23 protein-coding genes are annotated in these 25233 nt (G+C 68.2%); 16 read left to right on the top strand and 7 right to left on the bottom strand.

From position 1 onward, the window contains the following. Positions 1-103 precede the first annotated feature (103 nt). The 4 genes from B9Y64_RS09580 to B9Y64_RS09565 all read left to right on the top strand — a co-directional run bounded on the left by B9Y64_RS09580 (position 104) and on the right by B9Y64_RS09565 (position 4766). Positions 104-1804: a FecR family protein gene (locus B9Y64_RS09580; RefSeq protein ID WP_100440477.1), complete on the top strand. Its 1701-nt coding sequence runs from the start codon at positions 104-106 to the stop codon at positions 1802-1804. Then, on the top strand, positions 1801-3423 hold the full coding sequence (locus B9Y64_RS09575; RefSeq protein WP_100440476.1) for a CHASE2 domain-containing protein: 1623 nt from the start codon (positions 1801-1803) through the stop codon (positions 3421-3423). Before B9Y64_RS09580 ends, B9Y64_RS09575 begins: the two co-directional genes overlap by 4 nt. A gap of 126 nt (positions 3424-3549) precedes the next feature. Further along, a complete protein-coding gene (locus tag B9Y64_RS09570) occupies positions 3550-4002 on the top strand; it encodes a DUF4442 domain-containing protein (protein WP_100440475.1) in 453 nt (150 codons plus the stop codon). Between the two features lie 47 nt (positions 4003-4049). Continuing rightward, positions 4050-4766, top strand: coding sequence for a hypothetical protein (locus tag B9Y64_RS09565; RefSeq protein ID WP_100440474.1), 717 nt, complete (start codon positions 4050-4052; stop codon positions 4764-4766). Positions 4767-4774: 8 nt separating this feature from the next. On the opposite strand, the gene B9Y64_RS09560 is transcribed toward B9Y64_RS09565, so the two are convergent. Then, on the bottom strand, positions 4775-6091 hold the full coding sequence (locus B9Y64_RS09560) for a hypothetical protein (protein WP_100440473.1): 1317 nt from the start codon (positions 6089-6091) through the stop codon (positions 4775-4777). A 76-nt stretch (positions 6092-6167) separates the two neighbouring features. Here B9Y64_RS09560 and B9Y64_RS09555 point away from each other — a divergent pair, with 76 nt between their 5' ends. From B9Y64_RS09555 to rnfB, 9 genes are all read left to right on the top strand, one after another. Beyond that, on the top strand, positions 6168-6851 hold the full coding sequence (locus B9Y64_RS09555; protein ID WP_100440472.1) for a DUF502 domain-containing protein: 684 nt from the start codon (positions 6168-6170) through the stop codon (positions 6849-6851). After that, positions 6848-7633: a queuosine precursor transporter gene (locus tag B9Y64_RS09550; protein ID WP_100440471.1), complete on the top strand. Its 786-nt coding sequence runs from the start codon at positions 6848-6850 to the stop codon at positions 7631-7633. The genes B9Y64_RS09555 and B9Y64_RS09550 overlap by 4 nt, the downstream gene beginning before the upstream one ends. A 94-nt stretch (positions 7634-7727) precedes the next feature. Continuing rightward, positions 7728-9674 carry a DUF885 domain-containing protein gene (locus tag B9Y64_RS09545; protein ID WP_100440470.1) on the top strand — a complete coding sequence of 649 codons (1947 nt, stop codon included), beginning with the start codon at positions 7728-7730 and terminating at the stop codon, positions 9672-9674. Positions 9675-9690: 16 nt separating this feature from the next. Continuing rightward, on the top strand, positions 9691-10761 hold the full coding sequence (locus tag B9Y64_RS09540) for a serine hydrolase domain-containing protein (protein ID WP_100440469.1): 1071 nt from the start codon (positions 9691-9693) through the stop codon (positions 10759-10761). Further along, the gene (gloA2, locus tag B9Y64_RS09535) at positions 10758-11162 is read left to right on the top strand and encodes an SMU1112c/YaeR family gloxylase I-like metalloprotein (protein WP_100440468.1); all 405 of its coding nucleotides are present in this window, start codon (positions 10758-10760) and stop codon (positions 11160-11162) included. Before B9Y64_RS09540 ends, gloA2 begins: the two co-directional genes overlap by 4 nt. Before the next feature lie 295 nt (positions 11163-11457). After that, entirely contained in the window at positions 11458-11901 is a 444-nt protein-coding gene (locus B9Y64_RS09530; protein ID WP_100440467.1) for a DUF2147 domain-containing protein, read from the top strand. A 102-nt stretch (positions 11902-12003) separates the two neighbouring features. Beyond that, the gene (gene metG, locus B9Y64_RS09525; protein WP_100440466.1) at positions 12004-14100 is read left to right on the top strand and encodes a methionine--tRNA ligase; all 2097 of its coding nucleotides are present in this window, start codon (positions 12004-12006) and stop codon (positions 14098-14100) included. A 78-nt stretch (positions 14101-14178) separates the two neighbouring features. Then, positions 14179-14769, top strand: coding sequence for an HAD family hydrolase (locus tag B9Y64_RS09520; protein ID WP_100440465.1), 591 nt, complete (start codon positions 14179-14181; stop codon positions 14767-14769). 25 nt (positions 14770-14794) lie between these two features. Then, positions 14795-15208, top strand: coding sequence for an Rnf electron transport complex subunit RnfB (rnfB, locus tag B9Y64_RS09515; RefSeq protein ID WP_100440464.1), 414 nt, complete (start codon positions 14795-14797; stop codon positions 15206-15208). Between the two features lie 64 nt (positions 15209-15272). Here the strand turns inward: rnfB and B9Y64_RS09510 are convergent, their stop codons facing one another. Then, positions 15273-15620, bottom strand: coding sequence for a RidA family protein (locus B9Y64_RS09510; protein WP_049465077.1), 348 nt, complete (start codon positions 15618-15620; stop codon positions 15273-15275). 194 nt (positions 15621-15814) lie between these two features. On the opposite strand from B9Y64_RS09510, the gene mprF reads away from it, so the two are divergent. Next, positions 15815-18379, top strand: coding sequence for a bifunctional lysylphosphatidylglycerol flippase/synthetase MprF (gene mprF, locus B9Y64_RS09505; protein ID WP_100440463.1), 2565 nt, complete (start codon positions 15815-15817; stop codon positions 18377-18379). A gap of 512 nt (positions 18380-18891) precedes the next feature. On the opposite strand, the gene B9Y64_RS09500 is transcribed toward mprF, so the two are convergent. The 4 genes from B9Y64_RS09500 to B9Y64_RS09485 form a co-directional block, all read right to left on the bottom strand. Further along, positions 18892-20238: a virulence factor family protein gene (locus B9Y64_RS09500; RefSeq protein WP_238379859.1), complete on the bottom strand. Its 1347-nt coding sequence runs from the start codon at positions 20236-20238 to the stop codon at positions 18892-18894. 78 nt (positions 20239-20316) lie between these two features. Next, positions 20317-20934 (bottom strand): DUF998 domain-containing protein, encoded by a 618-nt coding sequence (locus B9Y64_RS09495; protein WP_100440461.1) that lies wholly within the window; start codon positions 20932-20934, stop codon positions 20317-20319. Then, positions 20931-21104: an oxidoreductase-like domain-containing protein gene (locus B9Y64_RS09490; RefSeq protein WP_238379858.1), complete on the bottom strand. Its 174-nt coding sequence runs from the start codon at positions 21102-21104 to the stop codon at positions 20931-20933. Before B9Y64_RS09490 ends, B9Y64_RS09495 begins: the two co-directional genes overlap by 4 nt. Positions 21105-21153: 49 nt before the next feature. Next, positions 21154-21756: an HD domain-containing protein gene (locus B9Y64_RS09485; protein ID WP_100440459.1), complete on the bottom strand. Its 603-nt coding sequence runs from the start codon at positions 21754-21756 to the stop codon at positions 21154-21156. 229 nt (positions 21757-21985) lie between these two features. Between B9Y64_RS09485 and B9Y64_RS09480 the strand changes: the two genes are divergently transcribed. Continuing rightward, the gene (locus tag B9Y64_RS09480; protein WP_100440458.1) at positions 21986-23137 is read left to right on the top strand and encodes a tetratricopeptide repeat protein; all 1152 of its coding nucleotides are present in this window, start codon (positions 21986-21988) and stop codon (positions 23135-23137) included. A gap of 7 nt (positions 23138-23144) precedes the next feature. Here B9Y64_RS09480 and B9Y64_RS09475 read toward each other — a convergent pair whose 3' ends face one another. Continuing rightward, positions 23145-23480 (bottom strand): zinc ribbon domain-containing protein YjdM, encoded by a 336-nt coding sequence (locus B9Y64_RS09475; protein WP_014038055.1) that lies wholly within the window; start codon positions 23478-23480, stop codon positions 23145-23147. Positions 23481-23672: 192 nt separating this feature from the next. Between B9Y64_RS09475 and B9Y64_RS09470 the strand changes: the two genes are divergently transcribed. Then, positions 23673-25034, top strand: a complete 1362-nt coding sequence (locus B9Y64_RS09470) for an Hsp70 family protein (protein WP_100440457.1) — start codon at positions 23673-23675, stop codon at positions 25032-25034. The last annotated feature ends 199 nt before the right edge of the window (positions 25035-25233 follow it).

Below are 25233 nucleotides of genomic sequence, written 5' to 3'. Positions count from 1 at the left end.
GAGCCCGCTCCGTTCAGAATCCCTGCACTGAACGCGGGCAATAATGCGCGCGCTGGCGGCCATGCGGTCGCCACGATCCGTTCGGGGGGATGAGGTCGGGGCCATGGGGTCTTGCAGCTGCACCCCCGCATTGCCGGGATTGCAAACTGTGACCGTCGTCCGCTCTCTGTCGTTCGCCATGCGTTTATCGGGCGCCCTGCTCTGCGCCCTCTTCCTGCTGCCCGCCATCGCCGGCGCCCAGGACTGGAACTACCGGGTCCGGTCCGGCGACACCCTGTGGGACCTGGGCGGGCTGTACCTGAAGCCTTCGGTACGCTGGCAGCAGCTGCAGCAGCACAACCGCATCGACAACCCGTATCAATTGCCGCCGGGCCAGCTGTTGCGCTTCCCGATCAGCTGGCTGCGCACCGAGCCGGCGCCGGCACGGGTGCTGTCCGTGCGCGGCAAGGTCGAACTGGCCGGTGCCGATGGCACCGCGACCCGCGCCCTCCAGGCCGGCGAGCAGCTGCATATCGGTGACACCGTGGAAACCGAGGGCGATTCCAGCATCACTCTGGAGTTCGCCGATGCCTCGCGCCTGCAGCTGCGCGAATACTCGCGCCTGCGCCTGGACCAGCTGAGCCGCTACGGCCACACCGGCATGGTCGACACCCGCCTGCGACTGCAGCAGGGGCGTGCCAGCAACCGGGTGACGCCGGCGCGCGGTCCTGCCTCGCGCTACATCATCGATGCGCCCACCGCGACCAGCAGCGTGCGCGGCACGGTGTTCCGGGTCAGCGCCGGAGACACCGGACACGTCGGTGCCACCGAGGTCCTGCAGGGCAAGGTGCAGGTCGGCAACCCCCATGGCCAGCGCCTGGTCCGGCCGGGCCAGGCCACCCGCAGCAGCAGTGCCGACGCAGCCCCCGCCGCGGTCTCCGCACTGCTGCCGGCGCCGGCGCTGCGCAATGACGAGCTGCGCCTGGCGCCGCTGCCGACCGTACTGGCCTGGGAACCGGTCAATGGCGCCGACCACTACCGGGTGGAAGTGGTGCAGGCGGCAACCCCGGAGATCCTGCTGTTCGCCGCCACCACCGCCGACACCCGGCTGGCGATCGGCGACCTGCCGCCCGGCCAGCTGCGCATCCTGTTGCGCGCGGTCGATGCCCAGGGCATCGAAGGCCTGGATGCCAGCGCCGATTTCGAGCTCAGTGACCAGCCACCACCGCCGCTGACCGTATCGCCGCTGCATGGGCAGACAATCAACAGCGACCGCCCGCGTTTCCGCTGGAGCCAGGCCCCCGGTGCGCGCAGCAGCGTGCTGCAGATCGCCGCCGAACCCAGCTTCCGGCAACCCCTGCAGGAGCAGGCCACCCATGCGACCGACCTGCGCCTGGCGCAACCGCTGCCGCCCGGCCAGTACTACTGGCGCGTGGCGTCGCGCGATGGCGAAGGCCACCAGGGCCGCTACGGTCAGGCGCTGCCGCTACAGCTGAGCAACGAGCCGGTGGACCCGGCGCTGCAACCGCCCGAGGCCGCACACGGCGAGCTGACGCTGCGCTGGCAGGCCGGCAGCGAAGGCCAGCGCTACCGGGTGCAGGTGGATCGCCGCGGGGACTTCAAGACGCCGCTGGTCGACGAAACCGTGGCCGAGCCGCAGGTGAGCTTCAAGCGCCCGTGGAGCGGCACCCTGCACGTGCGCGTGCAGTACATCGACGACGACGGCCACGCCGGCGAATTTTCCCCTGCCCAGCAGATCCCCCTGCCGTGCCGCCTGTGCTACAGCGCCGGTGGCGGTGCCCTGCTGCTCTGGCTGTTGTTGTGAGGCGCTCGCCGCTGCCATGGTCGAAGCGGATCCTGCTGGCCCTGCTGGCCGGCGTGCTGACCATCCTGGCCAGCCATGGGCAGTGGCTGTGGCGGCAGGACGAGGCAGCCTATGACGCGCTGGTCGGCAACTGGGATTACCGCCCCGACCCCAGCGTGCTGATCGTGGCCATCGACGAAGGCAGCCTGCAGCGCATCGGCCAGTGGCCCTGGCCGCGCTCGGTGCACGCACGCCTGCTGGACCGCCTGACCGATGCCGGCGCCGAACGCATCGCGCTGGACCTGATGCTGTCCGAACCCGATCGTCGCGACAGCCGCCAGGATGATGAGCTGGCGGCCGCCATCCGACGCAATGGCCGGGTAGTGCTGCCGGTGCTGGCCGCACCTGCGGCCGGCGACCGCATGGCCGAGGAAATGCTGCCGATCCCGCAGATCGCCACCAGTGCCGCCGCGATCGGCCACACCGATGTCGAGGTGGATGGCGATGGCGTCGCCCGCGGCGTCTATCTGCACGCGGGTATTGGCCAGCCGCATTGGCCGGCACTGGGCCTGGCACTGGCCAACCTGCCTGCGGGTGCGGTACGCGGCCTGCCCGATCCCGACCCGGAACTGGGCTCGCCCTATCAATGGCGTCGCGACGATTACGTCCGCGTGCGCTACGCCGGCCCACCCGAGCGGCTGCCGCAGGTGTCCTACGCGGACGTACTCGATGGCCACGTGGACATGGCGATGCTGCATGGCCGCCGCATCGTGGTCGGCATGACCGCCAGCGGCATCGCACCCCGCCTGCTGACCCCGACCACCCGCGAGTTCTGGATGAGCGGCAGCGAGTACCAGGCCAACATCGCCTCGATGCTGCTGCAGCACAAGCAGATCGATGTGTTGCCGCATGCCTGGCAGCACGCCATCAGCGGCGTGCTGGTGGCACTGTGCGTGATCCTGCTCGGCCTGCGGCTGCCCTGGCTCGCCGCGCTGTGTTCGCTGCCGGCGCCTCCCCTGCTGAGCTGGCTGCTGCTGCGCACGGGTGACCTGTGGTGGGCGCCGGCCAGCGCGATGCTGGGCGTGGTGCTGGCACTGCTGGTCTGGGCGGTGTGGCGGATCTCGGCCTGGCACCGCCAGGCCAACCGCGATGCCCTCACCGGCCTGGGCAACCGCCTGCGCTTCGAGCAGTCGCTGCAGCAGGAATGCGATGCTGCGCGGCGCAGTGGCAAGCCACTGAGCCTGGCGCTGATCGACGTCGACCACTTCAAGCGCCACAACGACCGCCACGGCCACCAGGTCGGCGACCGCGTGCTGCGTGATGTCGCCCGCCTGATCGGCGCCCATGCGCGCCGCCCGCGCGACATGGCGGCGCGCTACGGTGGCGACGAATTCGCGCTGGTGCTGCCGGATACCCCGGCCGAGGGCGCGCGCCAGGTGATCGAGGACCTGATTGCCTGCGTGCGCGCATTGCCGGCGCCGGGCGATGGCAGCAACGATGCCGTCACGCTCACCATCGGTGTATTCACCCGCGTGCCCGACGGCGAACTGCAGCCGCACCATTTCGTGGAAGGCGCCGACACCGCCCTGTACCAGGCCAAGGCCAACGGACGCGACGGGTACATGATCGACGGCCCGTGAGGCCGTCCAGCACGCTCGACGCTACGTTTCGCCGGGCCACGCCGAATCGCGTGGACACACGCCCGGGGTGCAACATACGCATGCGAATGGTTAGACTGGGCACCTCGCCTCGCGTCCCGGACCCGCATGAACGCCCGCCTGTTCCGCTTCGGCATCAACCTCTGGCCGCCGTTCCTGTTCACCGGCATCCACGTCACCCGGATCACGCCCGATTACCGGCAGATCGACGTGGAGCTGCGGTTGCGGCCCTGGAACCGCAATTACGTGGGCACGCATTTCGGCGGCAGCCTGTTCGCGATGACCGATCCGTTCTGGATGCTGGGCCTGCTGCATATCCTCGGCCGCGACTACTACGTGTGGGACCGGGCCGGTGCGATCGATTTCCTCAAGCCTGGCCGGGGCACGGTGCGCACCTCGTTCCGTATCGACGATGCACTGCTGGCTGAACTGCGCACCGAAGCGGCTGGCGGTGACAAGGTGCTGCGCTGGTTCAGCAACGATGTCGTCGACGAAAGCGGCGAGGTGGTCGCCCAGGTGCGCAAGCAGGTTTACCTGCGGCTGAAGCCACACGCACGCTGATCCAGCCCGCGGGCGCTATCCTCTGCCTCCCTGCCATGGAGGCCCCGATGCGCCCGCATGCTCTTGCCACACTGCTGACCACCCTGCCCTTCGCCACCCACGCCCTGGACCTGCCGCCGGTGCAGTATCCGGCGCTGCCGGCACAGGCGGCCGATGCCGCCGGTTTCGTGCCCCGGGGATGGACACTTGAATCGAGCGTCGAAGGCGATCTGGACCAGGATGGCCGCGCGGATCTGGTCCTGGTGCTGCGCCAGCAGGAACCACGCAATGTCATCCAGCACGATGGCTTCGGCCCCTCGCCGTACGACAGCAACCCGCGCATTCTCGCCGTGGCGTGGTCGCGCCCGTCCGGCTATGTGCTGGCAGTACAGGACCATCAGCTGATACCGCGCCCGGACAATCCGGTGATGAGCGACCCGCTCGAAGATGGCGGCGTCAGCATCCAGCGGGGCACCCTGAAGGTCGCGCTGTTTTCATTCGCCAGCGCAGGAAGCTGGTCAATGGGCACGACCGCCTTCACCTTCCGCTGGCAGGACGATGCCTTCGCGCTGATCGGCTACGACCAGAACTCGGTGATGCGCAATTCCGGGAGAACCGAATCAGTGAGCGTGAACTTCTCCACCCGCAAGGTGAAGCGGAGCGAAGGCAGCATCGAGGACGACAAGGACAGCGTGCACTGGCAGCCACTGCACAGCGCTCGCCGCTGGACGCTGCAGACCATCGGTGATGGCTGGGCATTCGATCCGCTGGCGGGCGGCAACTGAGACGCGGCTCAGTCGCGCGCAGCGGCGGCCGAGGCATCCTCCATCACCAGCGGCACCGACAGCCATGGGCTCCCGTCGGTGCTGCGCGATGGTGAACGCCGCGGCACCTGCAGGTGACGACCATCGGCCGACAACTGCGGTACCCGCACCGGCGAACGGAACCGGGCAGGCAAGCGCTGCAGTGCATCCACCGGGTCCTCGGCCTGCTGTCGCAGCCAGCGCTGCGCGCCGATCAGCCGCACCATTGCCGCGGCATCCTGGGTCCGCGACGAATAGGCGGGATAGACCGGGCCGGCGATATCGGTCAGCACGCATCCCATGACGTTCGCCAGGCAGCCGAAGTCATGCTGCGGCGGCGCCGGCACCGGCAGCGGGCGGTCCGCCTCGAGCGCGGCCATGGCCGCCGCTCCGCAGGCCCAGCCCAGATTACCCGCCGCGCGCGCCAGGGTGCTGCTGCGATCGAGTACCAGCACCCCGCCAAACTCCTGCGCCGAGGCTTCGATCGCGGCCCGGCTCATCGCGTACTCGCCCTGCATCGCACGGCACAGGCTCTGTTCGGCGGCCAGCATCGGCTGCATCGCCGGCTCGCATTCTGCTGGCAGCGGATGCCCGGCCGGCAGCTCGACCAGCATGTCGGCCAGCAGCTGGGCATTGGCCTGCACCAGGCTGGCACCGATGATGCTCTCCACCAGGTAGTTGCCGCCCGTCACCAGCCGCCGGCCCAGCTGCAGTCCCCGGCAACTGCCACGCAACGCACCGTCGATATCGCCCTGCACATAGGCCAGCGCGCGTGCGCTGGTGGCATCGATCATCAGGCCATAGGTCGGCATCGGTACCAGGATGCCGTCACCCTTGGGCTGGAACGGCGATGCGAAGTGGTCTGCATCGGCCAGCTGGTCCAGGCGTGCATGCAACTGCTGGTGGCCGGCGTGGGCATCGACGAAGCGCTGCGGATCGGCGCGTACCTGGCGCAGGCAGTCGCTGGCGGTCGGTCCGCAGCTGGCCGCCGGCCGTGAACGCAGCTCGTCATGATCCTCTGCCAGCTGCAGCAGGCCGCCGCCATCGCCGCGCGGGTCCGCCTCCCAACGCTGCACATCACGGGCCAACGCCTGTTCGCGCTGGCCCGCGTCGAGATCGTCGAACGCGAGTGTCCACATCAGCGCAAAGCCGTTGTGGCCCTGGACGGGCAGGCGGGCCTGCAGCCGCTGCTGGGCCTGCAGCCGCGATTCCGGCACCGGCCACATGCGCGAGGCGCACCACACCACGATGGCCAGCACCAGCAGGCCCGCCAGGGTCCAGCCCAGTCCGCGCAGAATCTTCAACACAGCTTCCCTTCCATGTGTCGTTGCCGCAGTAGATTCCCCAGCGTAATCGACCGGCCGTGACCGCTACAATGCACACATGTCGCTCGAAGCCCCCGCCCTGGTCCCCCGCCCCTCCCTGCAGCGCCTGTTCCTGACCGGCCTGCTGACCCTGCTGCCGATCTGGCTGACCTGGGTCGTGGTCAAGTTCGTGTTCGTGCTGCTGTCGGGCATTTCCAGCCCGCTGGTGGTGCCGCTTTCCGAGCAGATCGCGACAAGCTTCCCGCATTACCTCGGCTGGGTCCGTGCCGAATGGATCCAGGACACCATCGCCCTGCTGGCCACCCTGCTGGTGATCCTGGCGGTGGGCGTGGCCAGCCGCCGCGTGCTCGGCCAGCGCCTGCTGCGCTGGGTGGGCGCGATCATCAAGCGCATTCCACTGGCGAGCATCATCTACGACAGCGCCAAGAAGCTGCTGGACATGCTGCAGACCGAACCGGGCAGCACCCAGCGCGTGGTGCTGATCGACTTCCCGCACCGCGACATGAAATCGGTCGGGCTGGTCACCCGCGTGATCAAGGAGCACGGCACCGACCGTGAGCTGGCCGCGGTATACGTGCCGACCACGCCGAACCCGACCTCCGGCTACCTGGAAATCGTGCCGGTGGAGCTGCTGACCCCGACCGACTGGACCGTCGACCAGGCCATGAGCTTCATCATTTCCGGCGGCGCCGTGGCACCGTCCAGCGTTCCATTCACGCGTGCCGGCGAACGCAGCGAATGACTGCGGCACCGATCGAGCGTCCGCTGCAGGACCGCGCGGTCCTGCTGTTCATCGTGCTGGCCGCGTTCTTCTGCGGCAACGCCGTGCTGGCCGAGCTGATCGGGGTGAAGATCTTCGCGCTGGAAGACACCCTCGGCATCGATCCGCTGAACTGGAACCTGTTCGGCCAGACCGGCTCGCTCAGCTTCACCGCCGGCACCCTGCTGTGGCCGGTGGTGTTCATCATGACCGACACCATCAACGAGTTTTTCGGCAAGCGCGGCGTGCGCTTCATCTCGTGGCTGGCCGTGGTCCTGATCGCCTATGGCTTCCTGTTCGCCTTCGCAGCGATCTCGCTGGCGCCGGCCAGCTGGTGGGTCACCTCGATGGACGGCCACGGCGTGCCCGACTACCAGGCCGCATTCGCCGCGGTGTTCGGCCAGGGCATGTGGACCATTGCCGGTTCGCTGGTGGCCTTCCTGCTCGGCCAGCTGATCGACGTGGCAGTGTTCCATCGCATCCGCCAGGCAACCGGCGAGCGCCACGTGTGGCTGCGTGCGACCGGCTCCACCGCGATCTCCCAGGTGGTGGACAGCTTCGTGGTGATCTGGATCGCCTTCGTGCTCGGCCCGCAGCACTGGCCGACCTCGCTGTTCCTGGCCGTCAGCAGCGTCAACTACATCTACAAGATGGGCTTTGCGATTGCATTGATTCCACTGCTGTACCTGATGCGGCGTGCGATCACCGGTTATCTGGGCGCGGACAGGGCCGCCGCGCTGCGTGCCGCCGCCGCGGCTGACTGAAGCCCCAGCGACGGCAAGCTGACTGCGCCTTCACGCTGGCCGTACGCGGCCGGATCGTGCAAGCTCCACGGTCTGTGTTCCACGGAAGCTCCTGATGCCGCATCCCACCCGCGCCCTGGCCGCCGCCATTGCCGCGTTGTTCCTGTTCAGTGCCGTGCCGTCGGCCGAAGCAGCGAAGAAGAAGGCCAGCCGCCCTGCCGCCGCGCAGACCCGCCAGGCTGCCAAGCCCAAGGCCAAGCCCGCCCGTGCCACCGCGCCGGCGCGTGGCAGCTCGGCACGCCGCGCCGCGACGCGTCCGGTCGCACCGGCCCGTGCCGTACCCAAGCAGGTACAGCTGGAGCGCCTGTACGACGAATACTGGGATGCCTCGATGCGGTTGAACCCGCTGCAGGCCACCTTCCAGGGCGAACCCCGCTACAACGACCAGTTGCCCAACATCCTGTCGGCCACCTGGCGCCAGCAGTCGCACGACTTCACCACGCAATGGCTGGGCAAGGTCGAGAAGCTCGGCAGTGACGGCCTGCAGGGCCAGGACCTGCTCAGCTACGAGATCTTCGTGCGCGACGCACGCGCATCATTGGCCGCCGAACGCTACCCGAGCTGGATGATGCCGATCAGCCAGTACTACAACATCGGCAGCATCATGGCGATCCTCGGTGCCGGTGCCGGCGCGCAGCCGTTCAACACCGTGCAGGACTACGACACCTGGTCGCGCCGTTCGCTGGGCATTCCCGAGTTGTTCGACCAGGCCATCGACAACATGCGCCAGGGCATGAAGGCCGGTGTGGTACAGCCACGCGACCTGATGGAGAAAGTCCTGCCGCAGCTGGATGCGGTGATCAAGCCGACCGCCGAAGAGAGCATCTTCTGGTCGCCGATCCGCACCATGCCGAACACAATCACGGCTGAGGACAAGGCGCGCATCAGCGCCGAATACAAACGCATGATCGAACTGCGCATCATGCCGGCCTACCGCGCCCTGCGTGGCTTCATCGCCACCGAATACCTGCCGGCCACGCGTGCCAGCAGCGGCCTGGGCGCATTGCCCGACGGCCAGGCCTGGTACGCCAACCTGATCGTGCAGACCACGGCCAGCGACCAGACCGCCGCGCAGCTGCATGCGCTGGGCGAACAACGCGTGCAGGAGCTGCAGGCGCAGATCGCCACGGTGATGAAGGATGCCAAGCTGCGCGGCACCCCCACCAAGCTGCTGCGCAGCATGCGCAACGACCGCCAGTTCCAGTACGGCGATGCCAACGCGCTCATCAACCGCTACCGCCAGGTGCAGCAGCAGGTCAACGCACGCCTGCCGCAGGTGCTCGATACGCTGCCCAAGTCAACGCTGGAAGTGCGCGCAGTGGAACCGGAGCGTGCGCTGACCGCCGCCGCAGCGGCCTATCAGCCCTCTCCGGCCGGGCAACCCGGCGTGCTGTACGTGAACACCCGCGACCTGCCCAGCCGCAAGCGCTGGAACGTGCCGGTGCAGTACCTGCACGAAGCGATCCCCGGCCACCACGTGCAGCTGGGCCTGCAGCAGGAGCTGGCCAAGCTGCCGCGCTTCCGCCGCCTCGGTGGCGATCTCGCCTTCGTCGAAGGCTGGGGCCTGTACGCCGAAACACTGGGCGAGGACCTGGGCATCTACACCGATCCCTACGACCGCATCGGCTACCTGTATTCGCGCCTGCTGCGCGCCGCCCGTGTGGTGGCCGACACCGGCGTGAACGCACAGGGCTGGAGCAAGCAGCAGGCCGTCACCTACCTGCAGAAGACCGTGGACATGAGCAGCGACGACGCCAGCGCGGAAGTCGAGCGGATCATGGCCCAGCCCGGCCAGGCGCTGTCCAACGTGGCGGGCCTGACCACCATCGTCGCCCTGCGCGACAAGGCCAAGGCACGCCAGGGCGCCGCCTTCGACCTGCGTCGCTTCCACGCCGAACTGCTGAAGGACGGCTCGATGCCGCTGGACGTGCTGGACCGCAAGATGGAACGTTGGATGGTTCAGCCGGCCAGCACTGCGCCCGCGCCCACACCTTCACCCTGACCCGTCTGGAGCCACCATGCGCCCTGCCGTCGCCCTGTTCGCCGTCGTGCTGGGCCTGCTGCCGCGGGTGACGTCTGCCGCACCGGTGCTGACCCCACCGGATGCGGGTATTGACGGCCTGATGCAGGCCTACGACGGCCAGGTGCCCGGCGCTGCAGTGCTGGTGCTGCACGACGGGCAACCGGTATTCCGCCGCAGCTACGGCCTGGCGGTGGTGGAGGACGGCACCCTGATCACTGCGGCCAGCAACTTCCGGCTGGCCTCGGTCAGCAAGCAGTTCACTGCTGCGGCAGTGCTGCTGCTGGTGGAAGACGGCCGGCTGGGGCTGGATCAACCTGCCCGGCGGTGGCTGCCCGAGCTGCCACCGGCTGCGACAGCCATCACCATCCGCCAGCTGCTCTCGCACACCGCTGGCCTGCTCGACTACGAAGACCTGATGGACCCGGCCGACGGCCGCCAGGTGCATGACGCCGATGTACTGACCCTGCTGTCGCGCCAGGACCGGCTGGACTTCGCACCCGGTACCCGGTACCACTACAGCAACAGCGGCTATGCGCTGCTGGCACTGATCGTCGGCCGCGCCTCCGGCCAGGATTTCGCAGCTTTCCTGCAGCAGCGCATCTTCCGCCCACTGGGCATGGCCCACACCGTGGCCCACCAGGACGGCGTCGATACCGTAGCCGCACGCGCCTATGGCTACAGCCGGATCGATGGCCGCTGGCAGCGCACCGACCAGAGCAGCACCAGCGCCGTGCTCGGCGATGGCGGCATCTATTCCTCGCTGGATGACCTGGCCCGATGGGATGCCGCGCTGTACGACGATCGCCTGCTGTCGAAGGCTTCTCGCCTGGCAATGTTCAGCCCGGCCACATCGACACCCGAACCTGATGTGCCGCACTACGGCTTCGGCTGGCGCCTGAATGGCCCGGTGCAATGGCACAGCGGCGAGAGCATCGGCTTCCGCAACGTGATCGTGCGCCACCCGGAGAAGCACCTGACCGTGATCGTACTGACCAACCGCAACGACCCCGAACCCTATCCGCTGGCGCTGAAGATCGCCCAGCGCTGGCTGGACGCCCTGCAATGACCGCCGATTCCAACACCCTGCTGGGGATCCACCACGCCGCACTGATCTGCAGCGACTACGCACGCTCGAAGGACTTCTACGTGCGCATCCTCGGCCTGCGCGTGCTGGCCGAGAACCACCGCGCCGCGCGCGACTCCTGGAAGCTGGACCTGGCCCTGCCGGACGGCGGCCAGCTGGAACTGTTCTCCTTCCCCTCGCCGCCGCCCCGTCCCAGCCGTCCGGAAGCCCAGGGCCTGCGCCACCTCGCGTTCCGGGTGGCCACGCTGGAACCCTTCATCCAGCGCCTGTCGGCGCACGGCGTGGTGTGCGAACCGATCCGCGTGGACGAGTACACCGGCCGCCGCTTCACCTTCTTCGCCGACCCCGACGACCTGCCGCTGGAGCTGTACGAAACCGGGTGAGGCCCAGGGGGTCAGATCCCTTTTCCGAGGGAAAAGGGATCTGACCCCCATCACCGCCACGGAAAGCCTCATCCACGCATGGCGTGGATCCACCGTGTCGACCCAGGTCGACACCTGCCAACAGCACACAGTGCCCCGCCATCCCCCAGCAAATCCGCTGTTACTGTTGCCGGCCAGCGGCCGGCACTACCGCGGGTGCCGGGTGCAACCCGGCCCCCCTTCCCCATACCCCGCCGAATGGGTATACAGTCGACCCGTACCGGCACCGTGCCGGAATGAACCCTGGGAGGGGACCATGCGCAACACCTTCAAGACCCTGCTGCTGGCACTGCCGCTGTGCCTGGCCGCGCTCTCGGCCCAGGCCGCCGACGGCGCCGCCGGCCGCTGGAAGACCATCGACGACAAGACCGGCAAGGTGAAGTCGATCGTCGAGATCACCGAGGCCGCCAACGGCACGCTGACCGGCAAGGTGGTCGACATCCTGCACTCGGACAAGGGCCCGAACCCGGTCTGTGACGGATGTGAAGGCGCCAACAGGAACAAGCCGGTGAAGGGCATGACCATCCTCTGGAACCTGAAGGCCGATGGCGCCAACAAGTGGTCCGGCGGCACCATCCTCGACCCGGCCAACGGCAAGACCTACAAGTCGAAGATGGAGCTGCAGCCGGGTGGCACCAAGCTGGACGTCTCCGGCTGCATCGCCTTCATCTGCCGCGCGCAGACCTGGCAGCGCGAGTAAGCGCCCGGCCAGATGCCCCACCCACGTGACCCGGCCCCGGCCGGGTCACGTCGTTGCGGGCATGCGATAATCTGCGGTTCCCCTCGGATCCACCCCGCGACCATGACCCGTACCGCGCTCGTCACCACCGCCCTGCCCTACGCCAACGGCCCGCTGCATCTGGGCCACCTGGTCGGCTACATCCAGGCCGACATCTGGGTGCGTGCGCGGCGAATGAGCGGCGGCAAGGCGTGGTTCGTCTGCGCCGACGACACCCACGGCACGCCGATCATGCTGGCCGCGGAAAAGGCCGGGGTCACCCCGGAAACCTTCATTGCCAACATCCAGGCAAGCCACGAACGTGACTTCGCCGCCTTCGGCGTGGCCTTCGACCACTACGACTCGACCAACTCAGCGGCCAACAAGTCACTGACCGAGCAGTTCTACCTGAAGCTGGAAGCGGCCGGCCACATCAGCCGCCGTTCGGTCGCGCAGTTCTACGACCCGGCCAAGGGCATGTTCCTGCCCGACCGCTACGTCAAGGGCATCTGCCCGAACTGCGGCAGCCCCGACCAGTACGGCGACAACTGCGAAGTCTGCGGCGCGACCTATGCACCGACCGACCTGAAGGAGCCGCGTTCGGTCATCTCCGGTGCCACGCCGGAAATGCGCGATTCGGAGCACTTCTTCTTCGAGGTGGGCCACTTCGATGCATTCCTGCGCGAATGGCTGGCCGGCGATGTCGCCCTGCCGGGCGTGAAGGCCAAGCTGGGTGAGTGGCTCAATGCCGAAGGTGGCCTGCGCGCGTGGGACATCTCGCGCGATGCGCCGTACTTCGGTTTCCAGATCCCCGGCCAGCCGGGCAAGTACTTCTACGTCTGGCTGGATGCGCCGATCGGCTACCTGTCCAGCTTCCAGACCCTGTGCGGCAAGCTCGGCGAAGACTTCGAAGCGCACCTGCGTGCCGGCACCAGCACCGAGCTGCACCACTTCATCGGCAAGGACATCGTCAACTTCCACGGCCTGTTCTGGCCGGCGGTGCTGCACGGTACCGGCCACCGCGCGCCGACCCGCCTGCACGTCAACGGCTACCTGACCGTGGACGGCGCCAAGATGAGCAAGTCGCGCGGCACCTTCGTGATGGCCCGCACCTTCCTCGATGCCGGCCTGGAGCCGGAAGCGCTGCGCTACTACTACGCCGCCAAGTCCGGCGGTGGTGTCGACGATCTCGACCTGAACCTGGGTGACTTCATCGCCCGCGTCAACGCCGACCTGGTCGGCAAGTTCGTCAACCTGGCCAGCCGCTGCGCCGGCTTCATCAGCAAGCGCTTCGACGGCCAGCTGGCCGCACAGCTGCCCGATGCGGCGCAGTACCAGCGCTTCGTCGATGGCCTGGCGCCGATCCGTGAAGCCTACGAGCGCAATGACCCGGCCGCGGCGATCCGCCTGACCATGACCCTGGCCGATGAAGCCAACCGCTACATCGACGACGTCAAGCCGTGGGTCATCGCCAAGCAGGAAGGCGCCGACGCGCAGCTGCAGGCCGTGTGCAGCCAGGGCCTGAACCTGTTCCGCGTGCTGGTCACCGCACTCAAGCCGGTGCTGCCGGCCACCGCCGCGCAGGCCGAGGCCTTCCTGGCCGCGCCGGTGAACGACTGGACCGACCTGGTACAGCCGCTGCTGGGCCACCGCATCACCGACTACACCCCGCTGTTCACCCGTATCGACCCGAAGAAGATTGACGCCATGATCGACGCCTCCAAGGACACCCTGCAGCCGGCCGCCGCTGCCGCCCCCGCCGCCAAGGTTGAAGCATCCCCGGCAAAGGCCGCCGCGCCGGCCGCACCGGCCCCGGCCAAGGACGACGCAAAGAGCGCGGATGCTCCGGCCTACATCGGCATCGACGATTTTGCCAAGCTCGACCTGCGCATCGGCAAGGTGCTGGTGTGCGAGTTCGTGGAAGGTTCGGACAAGCTGCTGCGCTTCGAACTGGACGCTGGCGAACTGGGCAAGCGCCAGATCTTCTCCGGCATCCGTGGCAGCTACGGCGAGCCGGAAACGCTGGTCGGCCGCAGCGTGGTGTTCATCGCCAACCTGGCCCCGCGCAAGATGCGCTTCGGCCTGAGCGAGGGCATGATCCTGTCGGCCGGTTTCGATGGCGGCGCGCTGGCGCTGCTGGACGCCGACAGCGGCGCACAGCCGGGCATGCCGGTCCGCTGATGCCTGAAGCGGGCGTGGCCATCGCCACGCCCGCCGGCACCACCGGCCACAGGAGGCAACGCGATGGGAGGCAACGGAATGGAACTGGCGCTGTTCGACTTCGACCACACCGTGACCACCTGCGATACCTATGGCCGTTTCCTGCGCCGCGTGGCCACCGCCGAACAGCTGGCGCAGGCGTGGTGGAAGATCGGCCCGTGGCTGGTCGCCTACAAGCTGAAACTGATCTCGGCCGAGCGCATCCGCGCGCGCGTCACCCGCCTGACCTTCAGTGACCGCCACAGCGATGACATCGCCACGCTGGCGGCCGGCTTCTCGCGTGAGTTCCTGCCCGACGTGGTACGCCCGGAAATGCTGGAGCAGATCCGCTGGCACAAGGAACAGCAGCACACCGTGGTGATCGTGTCCGGCTCGCTGGACCTGTACCTGCGGCCGTGGTGCGAGCAGTTGGGCCTGCAGCTGATCTGCAACCGGCTGGAAAGCCAGGACGGGCGCCTGACCGGTCGTTATGCCGGTGGCGACTGCGGCCCGCGCAAGGCCGAGCACATCCGTCGCCAGTTCGATCTGTCGCGCTACGTGCGCATCCACGCCTACGGTGACAGTTCCGAAGACAAGCCGATGCTGGCGCTGGCCCATGAGCGCTGGTTCCGTGGCAAACCCCTGAAGTAACCCCAACGCGCAGCCTTCGCCACGCATGAGCCTGATCCCGCCCCTGACCGAACGCCTCGACCGCCTGCTGCCGCAGACCCAATGCGGGCAATGCGGCTATGACGGCTGCCGCCCGTATGCGCAGGCAATGGCACGCGGCGAGGCGGGCGTGGACCGCTGCCCACCGGGTGGCGATGCCGGTGCACGGGCACTGTCACAGGTGCTGGGCGTACCGGCGATTCCGTTCGATCGTTCGCGCGGCCAGCACAAGGCTGCCCAGGTGGCGTTGATCGTGGAAGCCGACTGCATCGGCTGCACCAAGTGCATCCAGGCCTGCCCGGTGGATGCCATCGTCGGCGGTGCCAAGTACATGCACACGGTCATTGCCGATCTGTGCACCGGTTGCGAGCTGTGCATTCCACCGTGCCCGGTGGATTGCATCGAGCTGGTGCAACTGTAACGAGGTCTGCCGCCGGGGTCAGATCCCTTTTCCTCTGGAAAAGGGATCTGACCCCGTTCAGTGATTACGGCACGGCCGCCGTCACCACGATCTCGACCTTCCACTCGGCGTGGGCCAGCTTGGCTTCGAACGTTGCGCGGGCCGGGGTCGCGCCCTCGACCACCCACTCGTCCCACGCCTTGTTCATGCCCTCGAAGTCGGCGATGTCGGCCAGGAACACTTCCGCACGCAGCACGTGCTGGCGATCGCTGGCGACCAGCGCCAGCAGCTTGTCGATCTCCGCCAGCACCTGCCGGGTCTGCCCGGTGATGTCCTGGCTGGTGTCTTCCGGAATCTGGCCGGAGAGGTAGGCGACCTTGTTGTACACGGTCATTTCGGACATGCGCGGTCCGACGTCGTAACGCTCCATCATGGGCGTGGCTCCTGCGGGTGATCAGGCCTGCATTGTCCTCCAATCCGGTCAACGGTGGGTGCAGGAGGGAACCTTCGTGCAGCATCACTACCGGGCTACGACACGCCTGCTGGTCAAATGGTGGCGACAGGCGCACGATGCGCCACGCTCCGCGTTGACACTGCCCTCGCCCCTCCTGACGCACCCTTGCGCCGATGACCCCAGACACCGACCCCGCCACCGCTTCCTCCACCCCGGCATGGAAGCGGGTCCTCACCATCGTCGTTCCCCTGCTGATCCTCTCGCTGGCCCTGCATGGCCTGGCCAGTGAATTCGATGAGCACGGCTACCGTGCCATCCGCCAGGCGTTCCGCCAGCTCAGTGGCATGCAGATCGCGCTCACGGTGGTGCTCGGCCTGGCCAGCTACGCCTGCCTGATCGGCTTCGATGCCATCGGCCTGCGCCGCAGCGGCATCCGTGTACATCCGGCGCGCATCGGCATCACCGCCTTCCTTGCACATACGCTGGGCCAGACCGTGGGCTTTGCGGCATTGACCGGCGGCGCAGTGCGCCTGCGTGGCTATCGCAGCGCCGGCCTGGACCTGGCGCAGATCGGCCAGGTGGTGTTGATGAGCACGCTCGGCTTCGTGTTCGGTGCATGGCTGCTGATCAGTGTGGCGCTGTGCATGGAGCCTGCGGCTGCAGCGTTGGCATTGCCATTGGATCCCGATGCCGTGCGCATCGTCGGCATTGTCGGCCTGCTTGCCTATCTGGGCACCGTGCTGCTGGTCGGCCGCGATGGACGGCAGTTCAGCGTGTTCGGCCATGCGTTGTGGCTGCCCGACCGCCGCACCATGATCGGCGTCACCGTGCTCAGTGTGATCGAACTGGTGCTGGCCAGTGCCGCGTTCTACGTGCTGCTGCCGGACTCCACGCCGACCGGCCTGCCCGGCTTCGTCGGCCTGTACCTGGTGGCGGTGCTGGCCGGCCTGGTCTCGACCGTGCCGGCCGGCCTGGGCGTGTTCGAATGGAGCCTGTTGAAGCTGTTGCCGCAGGTGGCACCGGCGGCGGTGCTGGCGGCGGCGTTGATCTACCGCGTTACCTACTACGTGCTGCCGCTGGTGCTGGCTACCCTGCTCGCCCTTGCGCCGGCCCTGCGCCAGCCGCTGCAGGCCAGTGCCGGAGCAACCCGTGCCGGCTGGAACGCGTTGCGCCCATGGTTGCCGCAGATCATCGCACTGGCGGTGTTCAGCATCGGCGCCGCGCTGGTCATCGACGGCACGCTGCCGACGCCGCGCCGTCACCTGGTGAACGCCTCGCTGCCGATCCTGGAAACCTCGCACCTGATCGGCAGCCTCAGTGGCGTCGCACTGCTGCTGATCGGCCAGGGCCTGGCCCGGCGCAGCCACGCGGCGTGGATGCTGGCGATGGCAGTGTGCGTGGTCACCCCGCTGCCGCTGTGGCTGCGTGGTGGCCAGCCGTTGATCGCCGTCTCGGCCGTACTGGTGGCGATGGCGCTGTGGGCCGCACGACGCGAGTTCTACCGCCAGGGTGCGCTGCTGGACGAAGCCTGGTCGTGGCCGTGGCTGCGCAACCTGGGCCTGGTGCTGGTGGCGGTGACCTGGCTGCTGTTCTTCACCTACAGCCATGTCGAATACCAGAATGAGCTGTGGTGGCAGTTCGCCGTGTCCGGCAACGCACCGCGCGCGTTGCGTGCGTTGCTGGTGGTGGCCATCGCGCTGGTGATGTTCGGCCTGGCGCGACTGCTGCACAGTACGCGCAGCCCGCTGCCGGCCGCTGATGAACCCACACTGCAATCACTGGCGCCGGTACTGGCCGGTGCCACCGACACCCAGGCCTGCCTGGTGCTGACCGCTGACAAGGCGGTGCTGCGCGACGAAGCGAAACTGGGCTTCGTGATGATGCAGCGCTATGGGGGATCGCTGATCGCGATGGGCGATCCGGTCGGCCCACCCGATGTCGCCCGTGCACTGATCTGGCGCTTCCGCGAGGAAGCCGACCGCCTCGGCCTGCGCCCGGTCTTCTACCAGGTCGGCGAGACTTACTGGCAGACCTATCTCGACCTCGGCCTGGGCCTGGTCAAGCTGGGCGAAGAAGCGATGGTGCCGCTGCACGACTTCGGCCTGGAAGGCCGCGAACGTGCCGACCTGCGCCAGGCCTGGAACCGCGGCAAGCGCAGCGGCCTGTCGTTCCGCGTGGCGCAGGTGGAGGAGATTCCCAGCCTGCTGCCGCGCCTGCACGCGATCTCCAATGCGTGGCTGGAAGACAAGGCCGGCGATGAAAAAGGCTTCTCGCTCGGCAGCTACGACCCGGATTACCTGGTGCGCTTCCCGGTGGCGCTGGTGGAGGCCGAAGGCCAGATCGTGGCCTTCGCCAACCTGTGGCAGGCACCGGCCGGTGCCGAGCTGTCGGTGGACCTGATGCGCCACGTCAACGAGGCGCCGAAGGGCACGATGGACTTCCTGTTCATCGAGCTGTTCCTGTGGGGCCGCGCGCAAGGCTATGCACGCTTCTCGCTGGGCATGGCGCCGCTGTCCGGGCTGGCACAGCATCGTCTGGCCGGCCGCTGGAACCGCCTGGCCGGCCTGCTGGCACGGCATGGCGAACGCTTCTACGGGTTCAGTGGCCTGCGCCGTTTCAAGTCGAAGTTCGATCCGCAGTGGCGGCCACGCTATCTCGCAGCGCCGGGCGGCATGCACCTGCCGGCCGCGCTGCTGGATGCCACGCGCCTGATCTCGCTGGACCCGCGGCGCAACTGACACCCCCGAGCCGCCAGGCTCGGCCCGACGCTACGCGCCACCCGGTAGGTGTCGACCTTGGTCGACACGCGCCTTCCACGGCGTCCTCAGCCCCAGCGCCGACCAAGGTCGGCGTCTACCACCAGCGCTATCTGCCACCCGGTAGGTGTCGACCTTGGTCGACACACGCCTTCCACGGCGTCCACAGCCCCAGCGCCGACCAAGGTCGGCGCTACCACCGGCGCTATCTGCCACCCGGTAGGTATCGACCTTGGTCGACACACACCTTCCACGGCGTCCTCAGCCCCAGCGCCGACCAAGGTCGGCGTCCACCACCGGCGCTATCTGCCACCCGGTAGGTGTCGACCTTGGTCGACACACGCCTTCCACGGCGTCCACAGCCCCAGCGCCGACCAAGGTCGGCGCTACCACCGGCGCTATCTGCCACCCGGTAGGTGTCGACCTTGGTCGACACGCGCCTTCCACGGCGTCCACAGCCCCAGCGCCGACCAAGGTCGGCGCTACCACCGGCGCTACGCCCCGCCTTTGAGGATCACTTCCGCCAGACGGTCGTAATCACCATTGAAGTGATGATCGCCGGGCAGCTTCACCTTCTGCACACCGTCGTTTGCCGGCAGGCCTGGGCACAGCGCGTCATCGTCATCCTGGCCGTACACGCACAGCGTCTTGCCGGCCGGCAGCCTGGCCACTTCCGGGGCAATCGGCAGGCCATCGCCGCCGCCGCCCAGCCAGTTGCTGACATGGAATTCGAAGTCGGCCTTCTTGCCCACCGACAGCAGCACGATGCGGTCCAGCGCCTCACGGGTACCCGCGTCGAGCTGATTGATAGTGGCCGGCAGCACATCGGCACCCTGTGAGAAACCGATCAGCATCACCTTGTCGCGGTGCCACTGCTGGCGGTAGTGATCGATGATCTTCTGCAGGTCGCCGGCAAAGCCCTTCGGTGTGCGCTCGCTCCAGAAGTAGCGCAGCGAGTCGATGCCGACCACCGCCACGCCATGCTCGTTGAGCGACGACGCCACGTCCTTGTCCAGGCCGGCCCAGCCACCATCGCCGGAGACGAACACGGCCAGCGTGTCGCCGTTGCCGGTCGCCGGCACTTCCACCACCGGCAACCCCTTCAGCGCGGCCGGTGGCGGCGCCAGGCTGACACCGGCCTGCGCACCCATCACCCGCGCCGCGGCCACCAGGCCCGGCGACGCATCACCGCGCGCGGTGCGCTTGAACTCGCGCGCCATCGCTACCTGCTGCACGAACCGGCTGGCCTCGCCCACCTTGCAGCCGTGGTCACCGGCCGCACTCAACCATGGGAAGTTCAGTTCGGCGGGCTGCAGCCTGTTGTGCTTCACGCCATCGCCACAGACCATGCGCTCGTGGCTGTGATCCGGGCAGAAGCCGGTGGTCAGCAGGCCGGCGAACACCTGGGTATCAGCCTGCGCGGCCAGCGAATAGGCCAGTTCGGCGCCCTCGCCATCGCCGCCGACCAGCGGCAGGTGGTAGCCCGAAAGATGCAGGGACGCCTGCAGCCAGCGCGAGAAGTTCTCGACGTCGCCGGAACCGAACGAACAGGTCGGGTCACCCTCACGCTTGAGCACCCCGCGCAGGTGCGCGATATCCACGGCCGCCACCATCGCACCGTCTGCTCGCAGGGCCTCGATCGGCAAGCGGCTGGTATCGCCACCGGCGCTGGGTTCGTGGAACCAGATCACCACCCGCTGCGGCGTTCCCGACGGCATATGCACCGGAATCTGTTCAAACCGCCCGTGGCTGAACTGCTGAACGGTCGCTGCCGCCGTTGCCGGCAGTGCGGCCAGCGCCAGCACCACACCCATTGCCCTGCCCAGCCCTGCACGCTTCATATCGCATCCCCGATGGAATGCGCACACGATACGCTGCCTCCACGTGCACGGCACGTACCGGTGCAGGCTGTTGGGCTTTCAGCAGGCCGCAGCGCGACGACTGCGCCGATACAGCGCCAACGCCAGATAGAGCAGCCAGCCCACGATCACCAGGATCACCACCTTCTGCCCCAGCCCGCGCGGCGGCCCGCCACGCCACAGCACATGCAGCCACAGCAGCACGAAGGCCAGCCAGGCCCAGCCCCAGAGCAGGCCGGCGGCGGATTGCCAGCCCGGTTCGCGACGCAGGTACCAGGCCTGCAGCAGCATGCCGACGCTGGCGCACAGGAATGCGGTGTTGGCCGCCAGCCCATGGATGAAGGGGGCCAGCAGCGGCGTTGCTTCAGGCAGCCAGCTGTCGCCGATGGCGACCGTGGCCAGGCCCAGCGCCGAGACAGTGAACAGCAGTGGCGCCGCCGCGCTGCGCCGCGGGCCGATGCTGCCGCGGTAGAGGCTGACGCCCAGCAGGGCGATCGCCAGTGCCAGCAGACAGTAGGCCGCACGCAACGCCAGCCCCCACGGCCCGTGCAGGTAGAGGCTGAGCGTGGCCCGCACCCAGTCCAGATCGGTGCGTGCGAACTGGGTCCACAGCGCGGTGGCCACGAACAGCAGCAGCGCCACCAGCGCCAGCAGCGCCGCCGGGCGCGCGCGGCTCATGTGGACGCCTCCGGGTGCCGCGCCTGCCATTCGGCCAACGCCTTGCGATAGCGCTGCAGCTCGTCGGAATACAGGTCCAGCACGCACAGCGGGCAACCGCTGCCGCAGCATTCGTTGGGGCCGGGCTCTTCCGGCGGCAACGGACGGGGATCGGGATCAGGGACGGACACGGTCGGAACCGACAATCGATGGAAACAGGCCCCAGTGTACCGGGCTTGCTCAGCGGCCCAGCTGCCGGCGCAGGTTGTCGCGGGCGGCCGCGTCGAGGCGCTGGTGGAAGAATTCACTGAGGAAGATGCGCGGTGCACGCAGCAGGCCCTGCAGGAAACGGCGGCGGCCGGCGCGATACAGGAAGCCCGGCACCACGCCCTTGTATTCTTCGGCCACGCCACGGTCATAGGCGCTGAACACCGGTTCCGGCGCGGCCAGGATCGCCATGTCGCAGTCCAGGAACAGCGCAGCCTCGGCATCGACATCATCCGGGCCGAGTTCGCCATGGCGGGCGGTCAGCAGGATCAGCTGCTCGACCCGGGCCGCATCGACTGCGGCCAGTTCCGGCGCATGTGCGATCGCCTGCAGGGCCAGCTGCGCCGAACGCGCCTCGTTGTCCTTTCGCCCCGCCACGTAGATCGCATCGTGGTAGAGCACGGCCAGGTAGACCTCGGCCGGCTGCTGCCAGCCGGGGCCGTCGGCAACCTCCTGGCAGTGCTGCAGCACCGCGCGCACATGGCCGAAGTGATGGTAGGCACGTGGTGGTGCTGCATAGCTGTCCTGCAGCGCCTGCCACTGCGCCGGAGCAAGCGTCAGCGGGGAGAAGTCCATGCCCGGATCATCCCGCCTGCGCCGGTGGCGGGCAAGCTGGCGGTTTTTTCACCACACCCTCACAACGCCCTCCGCACGGGGCCGCAACGCGGTTGTCCACAGCTTTGTCGAGCGATGGTCCACACCGGCTGTGGATGAACGCGTGGACCGACCAGCGGTCACTGCAGCAGCGCGCGCACAGGTCTACACTCGCCTCAGGCGGGAGCGCCCGCCGCTGCCGGGAGCCGTCATGTACCGTCCTGCCGCCCGATCTGTTCTGCTCGCACTGGCCGCATTGGCGGCACCGTCCGCGATCGCCCAGGATCGCGCCGGAACGGCCGCTCCCCTGGTCGTTGCCAGCACTGCCGCCCCGACGATTCCGACCCCGCAGCAGGTGTTCGCGATTCCACCCGCGATGCTCGACATGCTGCGCACGCAGGTGATCAGTCGCAGCTACTCGCGTGAGCAGCGCCTGCAGGCGCTGGTGGAGATGATCTTCGACCGCCATGGCATGGACCTGCAGTACGACGCCGACGCGACCCTTACCGTCAGCGAGATCTGGCAGCAGCGACGCGCCAACTGCCTGGCCTTCACCCTGATGTTCGTCGCACTGGCACGCGAGGCCGGCATCCAGGCGCGCGTGCAGGAAGTCGGCCAGGTGGTGTCGTGGTACCAGGACCAGGCCCAGGGTCTGGTCTACAGCGTAGGCCACGTCAATGCCGGGGTCGGCTTCGCCGGCCGCTTCGCCACCGTCGATCTGGATCGCAATGTGCTGTATGACCGCCGTGGGCCGCTGCCGATCAGCCAGGCGCGGGCGTTGGCGCACTTCTACAACAATCGCGGCGCCGAGCGCATGGCCAGCGGCGATCTGGTGGGCGCACGCAGCTTCTTCAATGCCGCGCTGGCGCAGGACGACAGCTTCGCTGCCACCTGGAACAACCTGGGTGTGCTGGAAAACCGCACGGGCAATGCGGCCGCCGCACGCCGGGCACTGGAAACGGCGTTGCGGCTGGACGGCCGCCAGGACGCTGCACTGACCAACGCCAGCGCCCTGTACCGCAAGCTGGGCATGCTCGCGCAGGCGCAGGCACTGGAACAGCGACTGCAGTCGGTGCAGCGCGAGGACCCGTTCGCGCAGTACATGCTCGGCGCCGAAGCCGAACGCGCCGGCCAGCTGGACCAGGCGATCCGCTATTACCGGCAGGCCGTGCGCCTGTACGACACCGCGCACCAGTTCCACTTCGGGCTGGCGCGGGTTTACTTCCTGGCTGGCCAGCTCAAGCGCGCCGATCGCGAACTGCTGCGTGCACAGGAACTGGGCGGTGCACCGCAACAGGCGCGCTACCAGGCCAAGCTGGACAGCCTGGCCCGCTGGCGCGCACAGCAGCAGGCCAGGCGCTGAAAGCCGGTCAGGCCTTCTTGAGGAAGCAGGTCTTCAGGACCAGGCCCTTGATCTTGTCCGAATTGCCTTCGATGTGCTCGGCATCGTCCTCGACCAGGCGGATGTTGCGGATCACGGTGCCCTGCTTGAGCGGGATTGAGGAGCCCTTCACCTTCAAGTCCTTGATCACGGTGACGGTGTCACCGGCCTGCAGGGTATTGCCGTTGCTGTCGCGCACGACCAGGGTCGAACCGGCACCTTCCTCGGCGGTCCATTCGAAGCCGCAGTCGGCGCAGATCCACAGCGCGCCATCGGCATAGGTGTTTTCCAGGGTGCACTGCGGGCAAGCGGGGGCAGAAGACATCAGCAAGTACCTCAAAGTGAATCAACAGCCGCCATTGTAACCGCCCGGCTCCCTTGGCCTTTTCAGGGCAACCCCCGGTTGCCTCCTTGACCCGATCCGGAACCCCTGTCCGGAACAGGAAGCCGCAGGAACTTGCAGTCGGCGGCGAACTGCAGCAGAGTGCGCGGCCCCTGATCGCCCCCGGAACTCCCCATGCGCCTCGGCATCGACTTCGGTACCAGCAACTCCGCCGCCGCCATCGTGCATGAAGGGAAACTGCTGCCGATCCGCTTCGGCGACGCCGAGCAGTTCCGTACCAGCGTGTATTTCCCCGGCGTGGTGCCCGACCCGGACGACTTCCAGCTCGATGACGGCCAGGAACACCAGCTGCAGCAGATGATCGACAGCGCCGCGCGCGCGGCCCGTGCCGCCGGCCAGGAACGCACGCCGCAGGCGCTGCGTCGTGAAGCCCTGCGCGCGCTGCGCCGGGAATGGATGGAAGCCCGTGCAGGCAAGGAACGCAGCGCCAGCGACCTGCTGCAGAACGCGGTCTACGGCGACGATGCGCTGGAAGCCTATTTCGAGGAACACGAAGGCAACCTGGTGCAGAGCCCGAAGTCGATGCTCGGCTACAACCTGCACCCGCGCGCGAAGCAGACCATCACCGGCATCGCCGCGCACATCCTCGAGCACATCCGCCTGACCGCCAGCGCCCAGCTCGGCCAGCCGCTGCGAGCGGCCCTGCTCGGGCGCCCGGTGCAGTTCCGCAGTTCGATCGGTGCCGCCGGCAACGACCAGGCGCTGGACATCCTGCGCGAAGCTGCCACCCAGGCCGGCTTCGACCAGATCGATTTCCTCGAGGAACCGGCCGCGGCGGCCATGCACTACCACGCCGAAAGCCGCGAACGGCACCAGGCGGTGATCGTCGACATCGGTGGCGGTACCACCGACATCGCGCATGCCGAAGTCGGCGGCGACGACGCTCCGCGCATCCACCGCGCCTGGGGTATCGCCCGCGGCGGTACCGATATCGACCTGGCGCTGAGCCTGTCCAGCTACATGCCGCTGTTCGGCCGCGGCATCACCCGCGTGCCCGCCCACCACTACGTGGAAGCGGCCACCGTGCAGGACATGACCCGCCAGCGCGACTTCCGCCTGCACAAGTACGACCATGTCGACGACCCGTGGGGCGCACGCCTGCAGGCGCTGCAGGACACCGGCAACACTGCCCGCCTGTACCGCGACGTCGAGCGCGCCAAGATCGCCCTCAGCGCCGCCAGCGAACATCGGAGCACGCTGGACTACATCGCCCGCGACCTGCATGCCGATAGCAGCGCCGACGGCCTGGCCGCCGCCGCCCATGGCTATCTGGAGCAGATCCGCGAGCTGCTGGCCCAGGTCCGCAGCGACATCGGCGGTGACCCGGATGCGGTGTTCCTGACCGGCGGCATGTCCCGCGCCGGCTACCTCCGCCAGGCGGTGGCAGCCGCCTTTCCGAGCGCCCGCATGGTCCACGGCGAGCCCTCGCTGGGCGTAGTCCAGGGCCTTGCGCTGGCGGCAGCCAGCCAGGATTAACAAAACGTTACGCGAACTAAGTTACTCTTGGTCGGCTAGAACCCTGCCGCACCTTTCCACCGGCCACGCCGGTGTGTGTCCACGGTGCAGCCTGGCCCGCCCTGCGGGCCTAGCGGCCATGCCTTCCTGGCTCGTTCATGGTCCGCGCAGCACCTGAGCCGCCATCGAGACCCGCTTTGGGCACCCGCCAGGCCCCAGA

Origin of the sequence: Stenotrophomonas maltophilia, from assembly GCF_002799245.1 — a bacterium.
GTDB classification, from domain to species: domain Bacteria; phylum Pseudomonadota; class Gammaproteobacteria; order Xanthomonadales; family Xanthomonadaceae; genus Stenotrophomonas; species Stenotrophomonas maltophilia_S.
The sequence above is the reverse complement of the archived record's forward strand: the minus strand, read 5'-3'. Positions and strand labels throughout refer to the sequence as shown.